This window comes from Bacillus sp. J14TS2, from assembly GCF_018333015.1.
Lineage (GTDB): Bacteria > Bacillota > Bacilli > Bacillales > Bacillaceae_C > Lederbergia.
Window position 1 is genome coordinate 155,516 of record NZ_BORE01000008.1, and the last position, 14,333, is coordinate 169,848.

Genomic DNA, 14,333 nt, shown 5'->3' on the forward strand with positions numbered 1-14,333 from the left:
AAGCGTCCGTTTAGCGACTAGCAAACTTTCTCAAAAAGGTGAGAAAAATGGAATTAAGGCAGATTAAATATTTTATTGCTGTGGCAGAAGAATTACATTTTGGACGTGCTGCCATTCGCTTACAAATAACACAGCCTCCTTTGAGTCAACAAATTCTACAGTTAGAAAGAGAGCTTGGTGTTACATTGTTTAAAAGAACAAAACGCCATGTAGAACTAACCAATGCGGGCAAAATTTTCTTACAAGAAGTACAGGGGATTTTCACCCAATTAGAACAAGCAAAGGCTCTTGCTTTAAGAGCCGCAGAGGGAATGGTGGGACGACTTGCGATTGGTTTTGTAGGGTCTGCCACTTTCGACATTTTTCCTCTTGTGATAAGGGGATTTCAAGAACAATTTCCCAATGTCGATCTAGTACTATACGAAATGCCGACACCCAAACAAATTGAAGCATTTCACCATAGAGAAATTGATATTGGTTTTGTCAGACCTTCAGTATTTGACCCAACGATCTCGCTTTTTTCGATTCAGCAGGAAACATGTGTGGCTGTCGTGCCAAAAACTCACCCTCTTGCGCAACATACTGCAATCTCCATGAACGAATTAAGTAAAGAACAATTTATTCTTGTGGAAAGGGAGATTTGGCCAAGTTGGTATGATGATATTTTGTCCAAATGTAATCAGGCGGGATTTAGTCCGACTATCCGCCAAAGTGTAAAGGAAATTCAGACTGTTGTAGGCTTAGTTGCTTCAGGACTAGGAGTGAGTATTGTTCCAAAATCAACTTCAAACTTTCATCTATGGGACGTTTCCTACTTAAACATCCAGAAGGATTCACCCCGCATCGAGATGAGCCTTGCTTGGCGAACAGATGATGAATCGATTTTAGTAAAACAATTTATTGAAACGGCAGCACAAATCACGGAACAAGCAGCAAATCGAGATAAACACTCTTGAATTTGGAGCCTTTGCATGAAGTTACCAAGTGACTTAAGCATTTGAAGAGGAAATTTTTCAAAAGGCAAAAACTCCTTTGTAGATCTCTACAATAGGAGTTTTTCTCATCTAGTCCATTATTATCTAAGTCATGCAAGACTAGTAATCACCCTCTATTTCTTTGCTTTTTCATCCTCTAGTAAAATCGTTATCTCTTCATCTGCTTCGCGCAAGACTGTGTTAATATCCTTACCTTCTTCTATTAACTCTCGGAGCATTGGTTGATATTGATCTGCTGCCAAAATATTGTATATAGAATAACGTTCATTTCCTGCTGCTGGTGTTTGTTTGGTTAATGCTTGTAGATTGAGATCGCCAACAGAAGGACGTTCATTAATTAATTGTTCGAATAAATGCTCATTAATCGCAGGATCTGTTAGTGAAGATGCCTGGCTCATCTTCGCCCACTCCATCTGTTTTTCATCAGAAAGTAAATAGGCAATTACCTTAAATGCTTCATCCGGATATTCACTCGTCTGCGTGACCCCTAAACTGTAGGCGAGAGATGGACGATTAATCCCTGGGCGTCCCTCCCATTCAGGGTAAGTCACTACATCAAAATTCATTGTATCATCACTGGAAAACCACTCGATTAATTGCCAAAGTGGGAGCATTGCCACATTACGGTCACTGATAAATCTTTCTCCCCAGTCAAACAGAAATGTGTCGACTGGACTCTCTTCTGGCATATTCCCAGGAATACTGGCAATTTGCTCCATCGTTTGTAAAACTCTAACAAATTCATCCCCATACTCATCACTCAAAATCGTTGACTCATCCGTATCTGGATCAACAAAAGGAAGCTCAAGTTGTTCTAATAACATATTTGGAAAAGCAGGCTGTAACCCGTGATACTGTACGCCATCTCTTTCACCGGTTACTTTTTCAGCTAATGAAATAACCTCTTCCCAAGTCATATCATCTGTTGGATATTCAACCCCAAATAGATCAAATATATCCTTGTTATAATGTAAAGCAGTCATCCCCCGTGATAGTGGGATCGTATATAAATTTCCATCGGAATAAGCACGATGTTCAGCTAAAATATTTGGTTCTATTCGACTTAAATCAAAATCATGCTTATCTATCAGTTCGGACATATCCATTGCTAATTCATTTTCTACATATTTGTTCATGATGTGGATAGGGTTTTCAACAAAATAAATATCAGGAATTTCTCCTTTTGCAATTACCTCTGACAGATCACCAGAGTCAATACGTTCAATCGTTATATAAGGGAACTCCTTTTCGATTGGATCTTTATATTCCTTATTAAATCCCTCTTCATCAAGACCATGAGAATGGAGGAATTTTAAAGTAATTGGTTCTGGTTCCGCATTCTGTTCATTCTCTGTACTTTCTTCAGGGCTGTTAGTACTTGAAGAGCAGGCCGCTACGAAAAAACTCAGTAATACGAGTAAAATAATGATCCGCCATTGTAAAACCTTCATTTGCATCTCCTCACTTATCTTTATTTATTTTTTTATAAGATCGACTAAAAATCAGAAACAGGCTCATACACTCGGACATAATCAATTTCAAACGTTTTTGGAAAGACAGTCGTTAAATCAGGGTTTCCTGGCCAATTCCCGCCAATAGCAAGGTTCAATTGTAAATAAAATGCTCTGTTAAATGGCGCCGGGAAGGGTTCTTGCTCTTTTCCTTTTTCATGAGAAAACCACGTACTTTGTTTCGCATAAAGTTTGTCATCAACGAACCATCGCATCTCAGTAGGTGTCCATTCCAATGCGAAAATATGATAGTCTGCGGAGAAATCTCCATTGCTAAGAGTATAGCTTTGCCCCGTGTACGTATGAGGATGACCATAGTGCAACGTTCCATGAACTGTATTAGGAGCGCTGCCGATCAACTCCATAATGTCGATCTCACCACTGCTAGGCCATTCCCCATATTTCACCATATCAACCGGCATCATCCAAAAAGCTGGCCAAATTCCTTGACCCTTTGGCGTTTTAGCTCTAGCTTCAAATCTGCCATACGTCCATTCGGCCTTTCCCTTTGTTATCAATTTTGCTGAGGTATAGGCATTATCTTCATAGTTTTCTTTCAATGCGCGAATAACTAGCTTTCCATTTTCTAGGTAAGCGTTTTCTTTTCGATCCGTATAAAACTGCAACTCATTATTCCCAAAACCACCTCCTCCTTCAATTTGGGTCCACTTCGATTGATCGATCTCATCGCCATCGAATTCGTCTGACCAGACCAATCTCCATTCATCCTGAGAAACACTCGTATTTATGATTTTTTCTGAGTTTATCTTCACTTTAAAGCCTCCTCCTTTAAAACCGAAACCCATTTCGTTAAAGGGCAAAAAATATTATTTGATGCTTTGGCACGACTCTCTTACTATTAATTTAGTAGGAATCATATTCATGGAAATCGTTTCTTTACTATCAATAGCCTCCATTAAAATATCAGCTGCCTTCCCCCCTATACACTTCGTATTCTGTCTAATCGTCGTTAACTTTGGTGTAGTATATTGAGCTAATTCAATATCATCAAAGCCAATAACAGAAATGTCTTGAGGAACTCGAAGACCACGATCTTTAATAGCTTGTATCGCGCCAAGAGCCATATAATCGCCAGCAACAAAAACAGCCGTTGGACTCTCTGCTAAATTCAGCAGTGCTTGCATCGCTTGATACCCACTATCATAAGTAAAATAACCCCCATCAACGATCCATTCCGCTCTGATCGGTAATCGATATTGCTTTAACGCTTGTGTAAATCCCTCTCTCCGTTTCGGTCCGGAAAAAGTGTCATCTCCGCCTGAAATATGGGCAATATCTCTATGCCCTAAAGAATATAAATAGTCTAATGCTTCAATACCACCGCGATAATTATCTGAGCAAACTGTGCTACCGTGTTCTGATTCCATATCAATTAAAACACACGGGATATCACTTCTAAGTAATTCCTGTACATCTTCATTATGATAATCAGAGTGAACAATGATAACGCCGTCAATACTCCTAAACTGGCAATGCTCCAAGTAACTAAACTTCCCGTTTCCAATATCCTTTGAAACGAACATTAGGTCATAACCTTTAGATTCCATACTTTCTTTGAAACCCTCAATAACTGCATTAAAAAATGGGTGTTTGATCCCTCTTCCCGAGGATTCTAAATAGAGAACGCCAACTGTCCATGATTTCTTTGTTAAAATAGTCCTCGCATGTGAGTTGGGGAGATAGCCCATTTCCTTTGCTACTTTTAAGATTTCGTTTTTGGTTTTAGTACTAATATCGGGATAATCATTAAAGGCCTTAGAAACAGTCGTTGCTGAAAATCCTGATTTTAAGGCAACATCATAAATTGTAGGCAAATCCATACACCTCATCTTTAAAACGAAATGGGTTTCGTTGTTGAATATACAGTACCATCTTCAAAGAAAATAATCAACAGAATTAATAAATAATTTTGATTTTTTCATTATATGTCAATTTTCTATTTTTAACGACAAAATGTAACATGAGGCTGAGACAAAAGTGCTCTCACACAAGACAAAGCCAAATTACTAGATTCATATACCCGCTTCGAAGATATACTTCGCTAAAGCAATACATTGTTCGTCTTTGAGGTTTAGCATTTTAGTTATGTCTCAGCCTATTGAATCATAATTTAATTGCTTCCCGAAATATTTCTGCTTGCAATACCCAGGTTTCTATACGACTCTTACATCACCTCGCAAGAAAAGCTTTAAAATCTGCACAGCATTCACTGAAGCTCCTTTACGAGTGTTGTCACTAACAGTGAACAAGTTGATTGTATGAGGATGGCTGTGATCCATGCGGACACGACCGACCAATACCTCGTTACGTCCGTTTGCAAGGATTGGCATGGGATATTTGTCATCATCATAGAAGATAACACCAGGGGCTTTTTTTAAAATTTCTTTAACGTCATTGATTTCAAATCCCTTTTCGAATTCAACGTTAATGCTGACACTGTGGCAGTTTTCAATTGGTACGCGAACAGTAGTTGCGGAGATAGCAAGATTGGGCTTGTGAAGAATTTTGCGTGTTTCATTTATCATCTTTTCCTCTTCTTTCGTGTTTCCATTATCGAGAAAGCTGTCGATTTGTGGAATGAGGTTATTAAAGATTGGGTATGGAGATCCTTGCAACTCATGTTTGTCGACCGAAACATGACCGTTGACTATCTTTGAGGCGTTGAAGCCGGCTTGATAATCGTCTACGCCCGTTTGACCTGCGCCTGAAACTGCCTGATAAGTTGAATAGATTACCCGCTTGATACTGAAGGCATCATCCAGTGGTTTAAGTGCAACAATGGCGCCAATTGTGGAGCAATTGGGGTTCGCTATAATTCTCCCTCTATTATTCAATGCGTCCCTCTCATTACACTCAGGAACGACTAAAGGTATATTCGGGTCTTGACGAAACACGCTACTGTTATCTATTACCGTACAGCCAAGTTCAGCGAAAAAGGGGACGTATTCCAATGTTATTGCACCATCGTCAGCTGCAAACAGCGCAAAATCAGGCATTACTTTCTCGACATTGGCCTTTGAAAGCTCCAATACGGTTAATTCTTTTCCTAACAGCTTCATTTTCTTCCCTGCACTTCTCGCAGACGCAAACAAATAATAATCTGCTGTAATGTTATCTTCCTCTAAAACTTTGATCATTGAACGACCTACTACACCCGTTACACCAACAATTGCAATTTTCATAATTATTGCCATTCCTTTCATTTAGCTCAAGGTGCAAAACGGCATTATTAATCCGTTTGCATTGGGCGGTTTTTAAATCATAGATTACGGGAATACTAGTCGCTAAAGGTAATAGAGATACAACTCCCCTTTATCTAGGACGCCCGCATGATTGCCCTTCACAGTACCATCTTTAAAGACAATAATCAACGGGATAAATAATTTTGATTTTTTTATTATATCCCAATTTTCCATCTCCACTAACAATCTTTCTCCGTTGTCTTTACAAACGAACATACATTTGGTATCCTAAAGAAAAATATGGGAGGAGAGTGGAGGTTGGACAGTTCAACTATGATGATTGACCTTCTTTTAAGGAAATACAAGGCAGATCAGAAATGGACTCGCGTGGTAATTGAGCAGTTGTCGGAAGAGGATATTGTATGGTCTCCTACACCCGAGAGTAATAGCATTGCTAATTTGGTAGCACACATTTCGGGGACTGTCCATCAATGGTTTGAAACCGCATACTTCGGTGCTTCATCAATCCAAGATCGGAGTCGAGAATTTGAACGTGGTCTGCAAATGTCAAAAGCGCAAGCATTAGAGCTTTCTAAGAAATCATACGACTGCACCATACAAGTTCTTGAGATCATGAAAGCAAATCCTGAAAGGTTACTGGAGCAACCATATCTAAAATTTCCAACGTTCAACGATGCCTTAAATAATCAAGCTACCATTTTAGAAATGCTTCTTCACCAATTCAGACATTTACCCAGTCACACAGGGCAAATCATTTATATTGCAAAAATGAGGAGGGGAGATCTGGTATGGGAATAACACCTAAATCAACCTATTTGACCATCCCGGTAAGCAATTACGAGTGTTCTATAGAATGGTACGGGGAACATTTAGGTTTCAAAGTCATGATAAGAGATCCGTTTTATGTTGAATTGCAAAATGAAGGAGGCGTAAGAATCTTACTTCAGCAAAATGAAGACAAGCTTCATTCCCATTTTGTCTACCCGAATGGAGCACTCCAGTCATCCTACGGATTTATGGTTGATGATGCAGAAGCTGCGTATCAGTATTTCATTGATAAAGGCATAAAAGTCGGGGAATTTTTTGACTATCAAGGCAAATCCTTTTCATTCTACGATCCGGATGGGAATTTTATCGAGGTATGGAGTTCACAATAAAGGTAACCGCAGTCTAAGCCTTTTGAGCTCCTATTCCGCCACTACTTTTTTGATGCATGATTACATCTTAAGGAGAACCGAACATGCCCATATATAATAAATTAGTCCGTAACCGTATCCCGGAAATAATTCAAAACTCAGGAAAAAGACTAAAAACAGAAATACTTACAGATGAGCGCTATATAGAGGAATTAAGAAAGAAATTGAATGAGGAAGTACATGAATATCAAGAGGCTGCTACAGACCAAGATGCACTAGAGGAACTTGCCGATGTATTGGAGTTACTTCATACTCTTGCCCATCAGCATGGGGCTTCCATAGATGACGTAGAAGAAATACGGAAGGAAAAAGCAGATAACCGCGGAAGTTTTATAGAGAAAATTTATTTGCTTGAAGTGGAAGACTAGAGACAGGCCCGTTGCATTGGACTGCTTGTTTTTGAAACAGTAAAAAACACTTGCTCACCCCCACTGAAGGGGGCAAGCAAGTGCCTTTCACTTGATAACTTATAGGTTAATCGTGACGTCTGCATCTTCGCGGAGTTCAGCCACATACTTCTGGGTTGCTTCTTGTTGCTTCGATTCTTTTAGTTGATCTGCTATCTGTGATTTTATTTCCTCAAAGCTAGGCAATTCTTGATCGCCGCCTGTTTCTTCTTGTTGTGCTTTCACACCTTCATAAGCTTCTTTAATTTCCTCTTCCGATGGTTCAGTATCTCCAGACACTTTCTCGATTAGTTGGTCAAGCTTCACTTGTGTCTCCATCTGTGACATGACTTCATCTTCATCCATGCCTTGTTCTTTAAATGCCTTAAGGAGTTCGTCTTTAGACTCCATGTCAAATTGTGCCATTACTTCGTCTATGGTTTTATTGATGTCATCATCAGAGACATTCTTAATTGTATTATTTGCTTCTTGAATAAGCAGGGTTTGTCCAACCATACCTTCGGCAACCTGCTCTTTTAATTGATCTTGATCGAGGTCATCTACGCCTTGTCCAGACATTTGCGCTTGCATGACTAGTTGTTGAAATTGACTTTGATACATCTCCTCGAAGTCTTCTTTCGATACTTCTTCGTCATTCACTTTAGCTACGACATCTGGAATACCCTCCAAATCAGGTTCTGGCATTTCTGCCTGTTCGTTGCCATTGTCTTCGGAAGTTTCTTGTTTTTGTCCTTGTTCTTGTCCTTTATCTTTATCCCCACACGCGGCAAGGATACCAGCCATGAGTACAAAAGATAGCATTAATAACCAAGTCTTTTTCATAGGAACCTCCCTTTTTTATCGTGTTTTGTCAGTCTAACATATACACAATAGAAATAACAAGGGTTGGGATTTTCCAGCGCATTTCTGAATCGTGTTAGCAGCGTTTACTTCGATTCCATTAGATATGGTCCAAGAGATTCCGAATAATAAAGCTCACCATTATTCGTCACGACTATTCCTGCTACATCTTTTACTTGATTTAATGTCTCAATGATTCGGTCAGGCGACTGTCCAAATAATCGACCTGTCCATATTTCTCCATCAACTGATTTTTTCGAAACAATCGTTAATCCGGCAATTTCTGATTGAATTGGATATCCCGTATGGGGGTCCAAAATATGGTGGTATGTTTTGTCATTAGTGGTAAATTTCCTTTCATATATTCCAGAGGTCACAACGGATTGATTAAATGCTTTTAAAATCGCGATGTAATGTCCACGTGAAAGAGAAGGATGTTGAATGCCGACTCTCCAGTAACCATCCTCATGCTTTGGAGAATTTCCATAGGTCATGACATTGCCACCTAAATTGATTAAACCAGCCTGAACATTCATAGACTCCAAATCATGGATAAGAAGATCAGCAATAAACCCCTTTGCTAAAGCGCCTAGATCAATAAACATTCCTATATTTTTTAGAAAAACGGTTTGCTCCTGGTCATCCAGAATAATATCACTAGCACTCGTTTTACGAAGTAGAGATTGAATATTGTCTTCTGAGGGAACATGAGCATCTGCAAAGCCAATACGCCAAGCTTGAACAAGCGGACCAATGGCGATATTTAAAGAACTACCTGCAGCCGTGCTATGTTTCTTTCCAATCTTAATTAATTCATACAAATTCGGATGTACTTTCACCGGCTTAATGCCTGCATTTTTATTCACTTTCATTAATTCAGAGGTAGGATCATGAGCACTAAAACGTTGCTCATATTCTTTCAATTGAATAATTAGTTCATCCAAAACAAAATCTGCATACTTATGCTGAACTGATAATTGGATAATTGTCCCCATCATATGTATTTCACGACTTTGCATGATGATCCCCCTTCCGCACTGAAGGTTGCTTTAAAACAAATCTATAAATTAAAGTGGGACTGTGGACGCATTTCCCGTCCGGAAGGCAAAGTATTTATCGGACAAATCTACGTTAAATCAGGCGGTATTCTGAACTAATCGGGCCAAACTTCCTCCGAATCGGGCGGAGAAGCCGAGGTATGGGACCGACCAGGCATTCCAAATACAGACTTTTTCAGTGGCCGGCCATACGCCTCGCTGTCTTCACTATCCCTTTTTTGTTCCCACTTGTTATTCTTTAGCAGTCGCACCTGACACGGTATCAACTTTTGATGTTGCTCCCGATACGGCGTCAACGTCCCCGCCTGTTAACTGTTGTCCTGTTTGTTCTAAATACCAGTCAATAATCGGCTTAATATCTTGTACATATTCATTAATCCCAAGATAATTGCCTTCTTCATCACGAATGGCCTGATAGTTATGAACAACAAACTTATCTGGTCCATGTGTTGGCACATGGGTTTTGACTACATCCTCTTTCCCTTTGCGTAATTGTTGAATCACCCAAGCCACACCACTGTATGCTTGTTTAGGATGACATTCTGCTAATGGATAACCGACTTGTTCTGGTCGACGAGAGGCAAACATGTCTTCAGCATCATCCTTATGGTTGTAGTACAAGAACTGGTTATTGCTATCCGCATAGGTTAATTCCGCGGGCATGGATTTTAAAAAGTGATTTAATTGATTCACTGTCAAAATACCACGATCCAGTTTCACATACGTATTGCCATCCACTGCCCCAGTCGCTTCAGCAGCTTGTTCCACCCAGTCATCGGCCATCATGTCAATATCCTGAATTGTGGTATCAATCGATCCAGTAGCATATAAATCCTCACTGCTTGAAAGATCTTTCATCCCTTCAGGTGCATCTAGCACATTTACAACATTGATAAAACGAATAAATTTTTTAATACTGGTTTCCAAAAATTGAGTTGTTTGCGCATCCTTTAAATGTCCATCTTCATCAAAGGCTTTATGCACTTCTCCTAACAGAAATTCATTACCTGGCATCACGACAGCGTTCACACCAGGGGCATCTAGTATTTGTCGCAAATGCAATTGTGACCGTGAAGATCCTTGAACATCATAAGACGCCCCAACAATCATCACAGGTTTTCCATCAAGAGGATGGATTTTAAATGACAACCATTCTATAACACTTTGCAATGCAGATGGGATAGAGTGGTTATATTCCGGTGTGGCAATAATAACACCATCCGCTTCAGTAATCTTCTCATTTAAATATTGAATCGGTGCACTGTCTGTTTGATCATTTGATTGGTTAAACATGGGGACATCTTTAATATCCAAAACTTCAACTTCAACCAATTTTTTAAAATGATTCGCAATGAAATTTAGTAATTGATGATTATATGAAAAATCAGCATTTGAACCAACGATTCCAACGATTTTCATCTGTAGGCCTCCTAATTAACTATTTGTCCTCCCATGAAAACTTTTGGACTTTTTTCTGGGAATGATTCTTTCCAATTAATTGATTTGTGATCTCAACAAAATGTATAAAGTCTTGAAAGATCCCTTCAAGTTCTTCTATTTTATGTTCATCCTTAAGATGACCATCTTCATCAAAGGCTTGTAATGAATACCCTACTAAAAACTCAGAACTCGGCATAATGCGTGCCTTTAATTCCGGTGCATCCAATATTTGCCTTAAATGGGCTTGGGCACGGGAAGAACCTAATTTCCCATATGAAGCTCCAGTGATCATAATTGGTTTATCAATAAGTGGCTGAGTCGTATAGGACAACCATTCTAGCGTACTTTTTAATATCGCTGGCACGGAATGGTTGTATTCCGGAGTACTAATAATCACTCCGTCTGCTTCAGTAATTTTATCTGCAAGCTTTTGAACCTCATCAGGTGCCTTCCTGTCCTTCGGCTTATTAAAAGCTGGCAAATCTTTTATTTCGCAAATCTCAATGTTCGCTTGATCAGCAAAATGTTTTTCAATAAATTGCAGCAAAAGGCGATTCGTAGAATGATCAGAGTTTGTGCCAACTATACCTAGTAAATTCATCATTTTATTGCTCCTTTCCAGTAATATGTGCATAACAAGACTCAAAAAACATATTTTTCCTTCCGCCCTACTGGCGTTCAAGCCTTCATAACTCAAGACTGCAAAAATTCCGACTCTTAAGTCTATTATATTTCATTTTCACCTGTCTTGTTGCTAAGCATTATACCCTCCCTAACTAAAATTACTTACTGGTAATCATGACGGGAGATACCTCTACTTGCAATATTCCCTCAACCTCTTAGGAAAAACTTATAAAATCAAAAATAACAAGCGGAAGAAATAGGGCCGATAATTAGACTTTGTGATGTTTATCACATACTTATTATAATACGTTTTAATCATATGTACAAGGGGTTCAGGAGAATTACATAAACAAATCAGCACTTCCCTTTATACTGCGCACTCTTATGGTAAAATAAGGATAAAGTGAAACTTCATTCAGGGGAATTCTTTTTATCCCCACTGAATGTTAGTTTGAATAGATCGGGGATCTACGTACCTGTAAGTCGGTGAGCTTACTGCCTGTATCTAAAAGAAAAGATCCTGTTGTTGGAGGTATTTACTGATGAAGTTAAATGTCGAGCAGCGAAAGATTGTGGAGCTGGAGCCAAATGGGCATATGTTGATTAAAGGTGTAGCTGGTTCAGGCAAGACAACCGTGGCGATACGGAGAATTTCGTTTCTGCAAACGCATTATTGTTTAGATAATGATGATCATATTTTGCTTGTAACATTCAATAAAACATTGCTTAACTATATTCAATACCAATTCCAGAAACTTGAGGATGAGGAAAAAGGCGCTATTGCTACATGGTTAACTGGCAATCGGGATGTCACCATTAAAACCATCGATCAGATCATGTATGGTCATTTTATCGGCTATTTAAAGCGCTATAGTCTTGACCTTAAAATTGTTAACGACCAACGGACCATATATGCAACCATCGAACAAGCGATAGATCAATTGCAAGAAACATTTCCGAATATAAAATTACTTTCTCGTAAATATAATCGCTTTTTGCTAGATGAAATTTCTTGGATCAAATCATGTGGGATCCTAGATGAAGCCACATACCAGCAAATCGATCGAGTTGGAAGATCTACTGGGGGTCGAAATACACCGCAAAAGTTAACGAAAAATTCCGAGACGAGAAAGGCCATCTTTCAGTTAAAAGAACGTTATGATCAGTTACTCGAAGTAAAAGGATTGGTAGATTTTAAAACTATGAATTTACTAGCGTTGCAGCAAGCCCAAGAGGTTGGGAAAAAGAAGTACACACATATTATTATTGATGAAAGCCAAGATTTAACGAAAGTACAATTGCAATTTTTAAAAGCCATTTACGCTGATAAGTCATACGGTTCCATTACATTTGTAGCGGATAATACCCAAAGCATCTATTCCCATTCATGGTTAGGAAAAGGAAGAGCCTATACGACGATTGGCTATGATATGAGTGGAAAGGCACGTGTATTAACTAAAAATTATCGAACCACAACCGAAATCTCGAAAGCTGCTTATGGTCTTATCGAACATGATGAGCAAATCATGGGAAACGTCGATTACGTCAAACCAGCGTTGATCGATCGACATGGACATGCACCAATCTATCGTTTCTTTTTATCCAATGAGGACCAGCTACAATTTTTCAAGCAAGAAATTAATCAATTAAAGCAAGAGTATCGATTAGAGGATATCTGTATTGTCGCAAAGGAAAAACGATTAATTGATGATATTGCTATAGGTCTTGAGAGGGAAGGAATTCCAACCGAAATTTTGCATGATCGCAAGCCTGATTTTGCAAAAGAAGCGGTGAATTTAGTCACAATGCATTCGATCAAAGGGCTAGAATTCAAGGTCATTTTCCTGGCACATTTAGATGATGGTGTCTTGCCTAATACCGCTCAAGTCGAGGTTGAAGATGAAGAAACCGTTCATACTGAAGAAAGAAAATTGTTATATGTAGGGATGACACGTGCGAATGAATTGCTATATATGAGTGCGGTGAAAGCAGCTTCCAAGTTTCTGAAGGAAATTGATCCAAACTTATTACGATTTAATCGAGATACAGCCTTTAGACCTTTTCAGCCAGTCGCTATAGCTGAGTATAAATTTTCAGATAAGGTTATGGATGTAAACAGCAAAGAGGAACTGATCCGACAGTGGATGATTCAACAACTAACCACTCACTTCCAGTACCCCGAGTCTCTTCTTGAGGTAGAATTTGGAGTACAACAATTTTCCAAGCGTGGTTACGTAGATATTGCCGTGATGATTCATATCAATGGGAAAAAACTGCCTTATATTTTTGTGGAGACAAAAAAGTTTGGTGATGGGATTGCTGATGCAAAGGAACAACTGATTAGCTATATGAATACTTCTCATCATGTCCAATACGGTGTAGTGACGGATGGTGTCGATATCATGATCATTGATCGCAATGGCGAGGAAGTCAACGATATACCAAAGTGCCAGCCAAGCTTTTTACCAGAAACAAAGTATAAAAACATTTATAGAAACTTGCGAAATAATAAAGAATACGATTATCTACAAGATAAAGAAGATCTTGAAGACATTGAAATTAAAGATCGAGCGACTGAACTAATTCAAGACCTTGAGCAGCCGATTCAAGTACCAATCATAGGGAATGTAGCAGCTGGTATCCCGATAGAGGCCGTGGAGGATTACCAAGATTCACTCTATGTTCCAAGAGAGTGGGTAATTCAGCCCGAGGAGACATTTGTGTTACAAGTAACAGGCGACAGTATGATCGATGAAGGAATACAACCAGGAGACTCCGCAATCGTTCATCGCCAACAGACAGCGAACAGTGGGGATATCGTCATTGCCGTTATTGATCAAGAAGCAACCATAAAGAAATATATGCCGATGGGTAGTACCATTTTATTACTGCCTGCAAATACAAATTATGAGCCGATCCAAATGAATGCTGATGATGTGTTTATTAATGGTAAAGTCATTGGGATTTTGCAGAAAGGCTAAGATCTATTAGTGCCAGGTCGAGATTGTTTTTGACCTGGCACCTTTATTAGCTCTTGA

General features: G+C 39.1%; 14 protein-coding genes. 5 read left to right on the forward strand and 9 right to left on the reverse strand.

Features of this window, described 5'->3' with window-relative positions; all coding sequences use genetic code 11:
- The first annotated feature begins 47 nt into the window (after positions 1-47).
- Entirely contained in the window at positions 48-956 is a 909-nt protein-coding gene (locus KI375_RS13925) for a LysR family transcriptional regulator (protein WP_212974081.1), read from the forward strand.
- A 152-nt stretch (positions 957-1,108) separates the two neighbouring features.
- On the opposite strand, the gene KI375_RS13930 is transcribed toward KI375_RS13925, so the two are convergent.
- The 5 genes from KI375_RS13930 to KI375_RS13950 form a co-directional block, all read right to left on the reverse strand.
- Positions 1,109-2,446, reverse strand: coding sequence for an ABC transporter substrate-binding protein (locus KI375_RS13930; RefSeq protein ID WP_212974082.1), 1,338 nt, complete (start codon positions 2,444-2,446; stop codon positions 1,109-1,111).
- A gap of 44 nt (positions 2,447-2,490) precedes the next feature.
- Positions 2,491-3,279, reverse strand: coding sequence for a glycoside hydrolase family 16 protein (locus KI375_RS13935; protein WP_212974083.1), 789 nt, complete (start codon positions 3,277-3,279; stop codon positions 2,491-2,493).
- Between the two features lie 54 nt (positions 3,280-3,333).
- Positions 3,334-4,347: a LacI family DNA-binding transcriptional regulator gene (locus tag KI375_RS13940; protein ID WP_306419824.1), complete on the reverse strand. Its 1,014-nt coding sequence runs from the start codon at positions 4,345-4,347 to the stop codon at positions 3,334-3,336.
- Between the two features lie 333 nt (positions 4,348-4,680).
- Positions 4,681-5,709, reverse strand: coding sequence for an aspartate-semialdehyde dehydrogenase (locus KI375_RS13945; protein ID WP_244852631.1), 1,029 nt, complete (start codon positions 5,707-5,709; stop codon positions 4,681-4,683).
- A 102-nt stretch (positions 5,710-5,811) separates the two neighbouring features.
- Entirely contained in the window at positions 5,812-5,985 is a 174-nt protein-coding gene (locus KI375_RS13950) for a YbbN family protein (RefSeq protein WP_212974086.1), read from the reverse strand.
- Between the two features lie 42 nt (positions 5,986-6,027).
- Here KI375_RS13950 and KI375_RS13955 point away from each other — a divergent pair, with 42 nt between their 5' ends.
- The 3 genes from KI375_RS13955 to KI375_RS13965 all read left to right on the forward strand — a co-directional run bounded on the left by KI375_RS13955 (position 6,028) and on the right by KI375_RS13965 (position 7,294).
- Complete coding sequence (locus KI375_RS13955) at positions 6,028-6,528, forward strand: DinB family protein (protein ID WP_212974087.1); 501 nt, start codon at positions 6,028-6,030, stop codon at positions 6,526-6,528.
- The gene (locus KI375_RS13960) at positions 6,519-6,887 is read left to right on the forward strand and encodes a VOC family protein (protein WP_212974088.1); all 369 of its coding nucleotides are present in this window, start codon (positions 6,519-6,521) and stop codon (positions 6,885-6,887) included. Before KI375_RS13955 ends, KI375_RS13960 begins: the two co-directional genes overlap by 10 nt.
- 83 nt (positions 6,888-6,970) lie before the next feature.
- Complete coding sequence (locus KI375_RS13965; RefSeq protein WP_212974089.1) at positions 6,971-7,294, forward strand: nucleoside triphosphate pyrophosphohydrolase; 324 nt, start codon at positions 6,971-6,973, stop codon at positions 7,292-7,294.
- Positions 7,295-7,393: 99 nt separating this feature from the next.
- Here the strand turns inward: KI375_RS13965 and KI375_RS13970 are convergent, their stop codons facing one another.
- The 4 genes from KI375_RS13970 to KI375_RS13985 all read right to left on the reverse strand — a co-directional run bounded on the left by KI375_RS13970 (position 7,394) and on the right by KI375_RS13985 (position 11,275).
- Complete coding sequence (locus KI375_RS13970) at positions 7,394-8,155, reverse strand: SurA N-terminal domain-containing protein (protein WP_212974090.1); 762 nt, start codon at positions 8,153-8,155, stop codon at positions 7,394-7,396.
- A gap of 104 nt (positions 8,156-8,259) precedes the next feature.
- Positions 8,260-9,192 (reverse strand): FAD:protein FMN transferase, encoded by a 933-nt coding sequence (locus tag KI375_RS13975; protein WP_244852633.1) that lies wholly within the window; start codon positions 9,190-9,192, stop codon positions 8,260-8,262.
- Between the two features lie 270 nt (positions 9,193-9,462).
- On the reverse strand, positions 9,463-10,650 hold the full coding sequence (locus KI375_RS13980; RefSeq protein WP_212974091.1) for an NAD(P)H-dependent oxidoreductase: 1,188 nt from the start codon (positions 10,648-10,650) through the stop codon (positions 9,463-9,465).
- A 19-nt stretch (positions 10,651-10,669) separates the two neighbouring features.
- Positions 10,670-11,275: an NADPH-dependent FMN reductase gene (locus KI375_RS13985; protein WP_212974092.1), complete on the reverse strand. Its 606-nt coding sequence runs from the start codon at positions 11,273-11,275 to the stop codon at positions 10,670-10,672.
- A 562-nt stretch (positions 11,276-11,837) separates the two neighbouring features.
- Here KI375_RS13985 and lexA point away from each other — a divergent pair.
- Entirely contained in the window at positions 11,838-14,276 is a 2,439-nt protein-coding gene (lexA, locus tag KI375_RS13990) for a transcriptional repressor LexA (protein ID WP_212974093.1), read from the forward strand.
- The last annotated feature ends 57 nt before the right edge of the window (positions 14,277-14,333 follow it).

Coding starts and splice junctions, on each gene's coding strand:
- KI375_RS13925 (WP_212974081.1), top strand. CDS start 48: ATGGAATTAAGGCAGATTAAATATTTTATTGCTGTGGCAGAAGAATTA.
- KI375_RS13930 (WP_212974082.1), bottom strand. CDS start 2,446: ATGAAGGTTTTACAATGGCGGATCATTATTTTACTCGTATTACTGAGT.
- KI375_RS13940 (WP_306419824.1), bottom strand. CDS start 4,347: ATGGATTTGCCTACAATTTATGATGTTGCCTTAAAATCAGGATTTTCA.
- KI375_RS13945 (WP_244852631.1), bottom strand. CDS start 5,709: ATGAAAATTGCAATTGTTGGTGTAACGGGTGTAGTAGGTCGTTCAATG.
- KI375_RS13950 (WP_212974086.1), bottom strand. CDS start 5,985: ATGTTCGTTTGTAAAGACAACGGAGAAAGATTGTTAGTGGAGATGGAA.
- KI375_RS13960 (WP_212974088.1), top strand. CDS start 6,519: ATGGGAATAACACCTAAATCAACCTATTTGACCATCCCGGTAAGCAAT.
- KI375_RS13965 (WP_212974089.1), top strand. CDS start 6,971: ATGCCCATATATAATAAATTAGTCCGTAACCGTATCCCGGAAATAATT.
- KI375_RS13970 (WP_212974090.1), bottom strand. CDS start 8,155: ATGAAAAAGACTTGGTTATTAATGCTATCTTTTGTACTCATGGCTGGT.
- KI375_RS13975 (WP_244852633.1), bottom strand. CDS start 9,192: ATGCAAAGTCGTGAAATACATATGATGGGGACAATTATCCAATTATCA.
- KI375_RS13980 (WP_212974091.1), bottom strand. CDS start 10,650: ATGAAAATCGTTGGAATCGTTGGTTCAAATGCTGATTTTTCATATAAT.
- KI375_RS13985 (WP_212974092.1), bottom strand. CDS start 11,275: ATGATGAATTTACTAGGTATAGTTGGCACAAACTCTGATCATTCTACG.
- lexA (WP_212974093.1), top strand. CDS start 11,838: ATGAAGTTAAATGTCGAGCAGCGAAAGATTGTGGAGCTGGAGCCAAAT.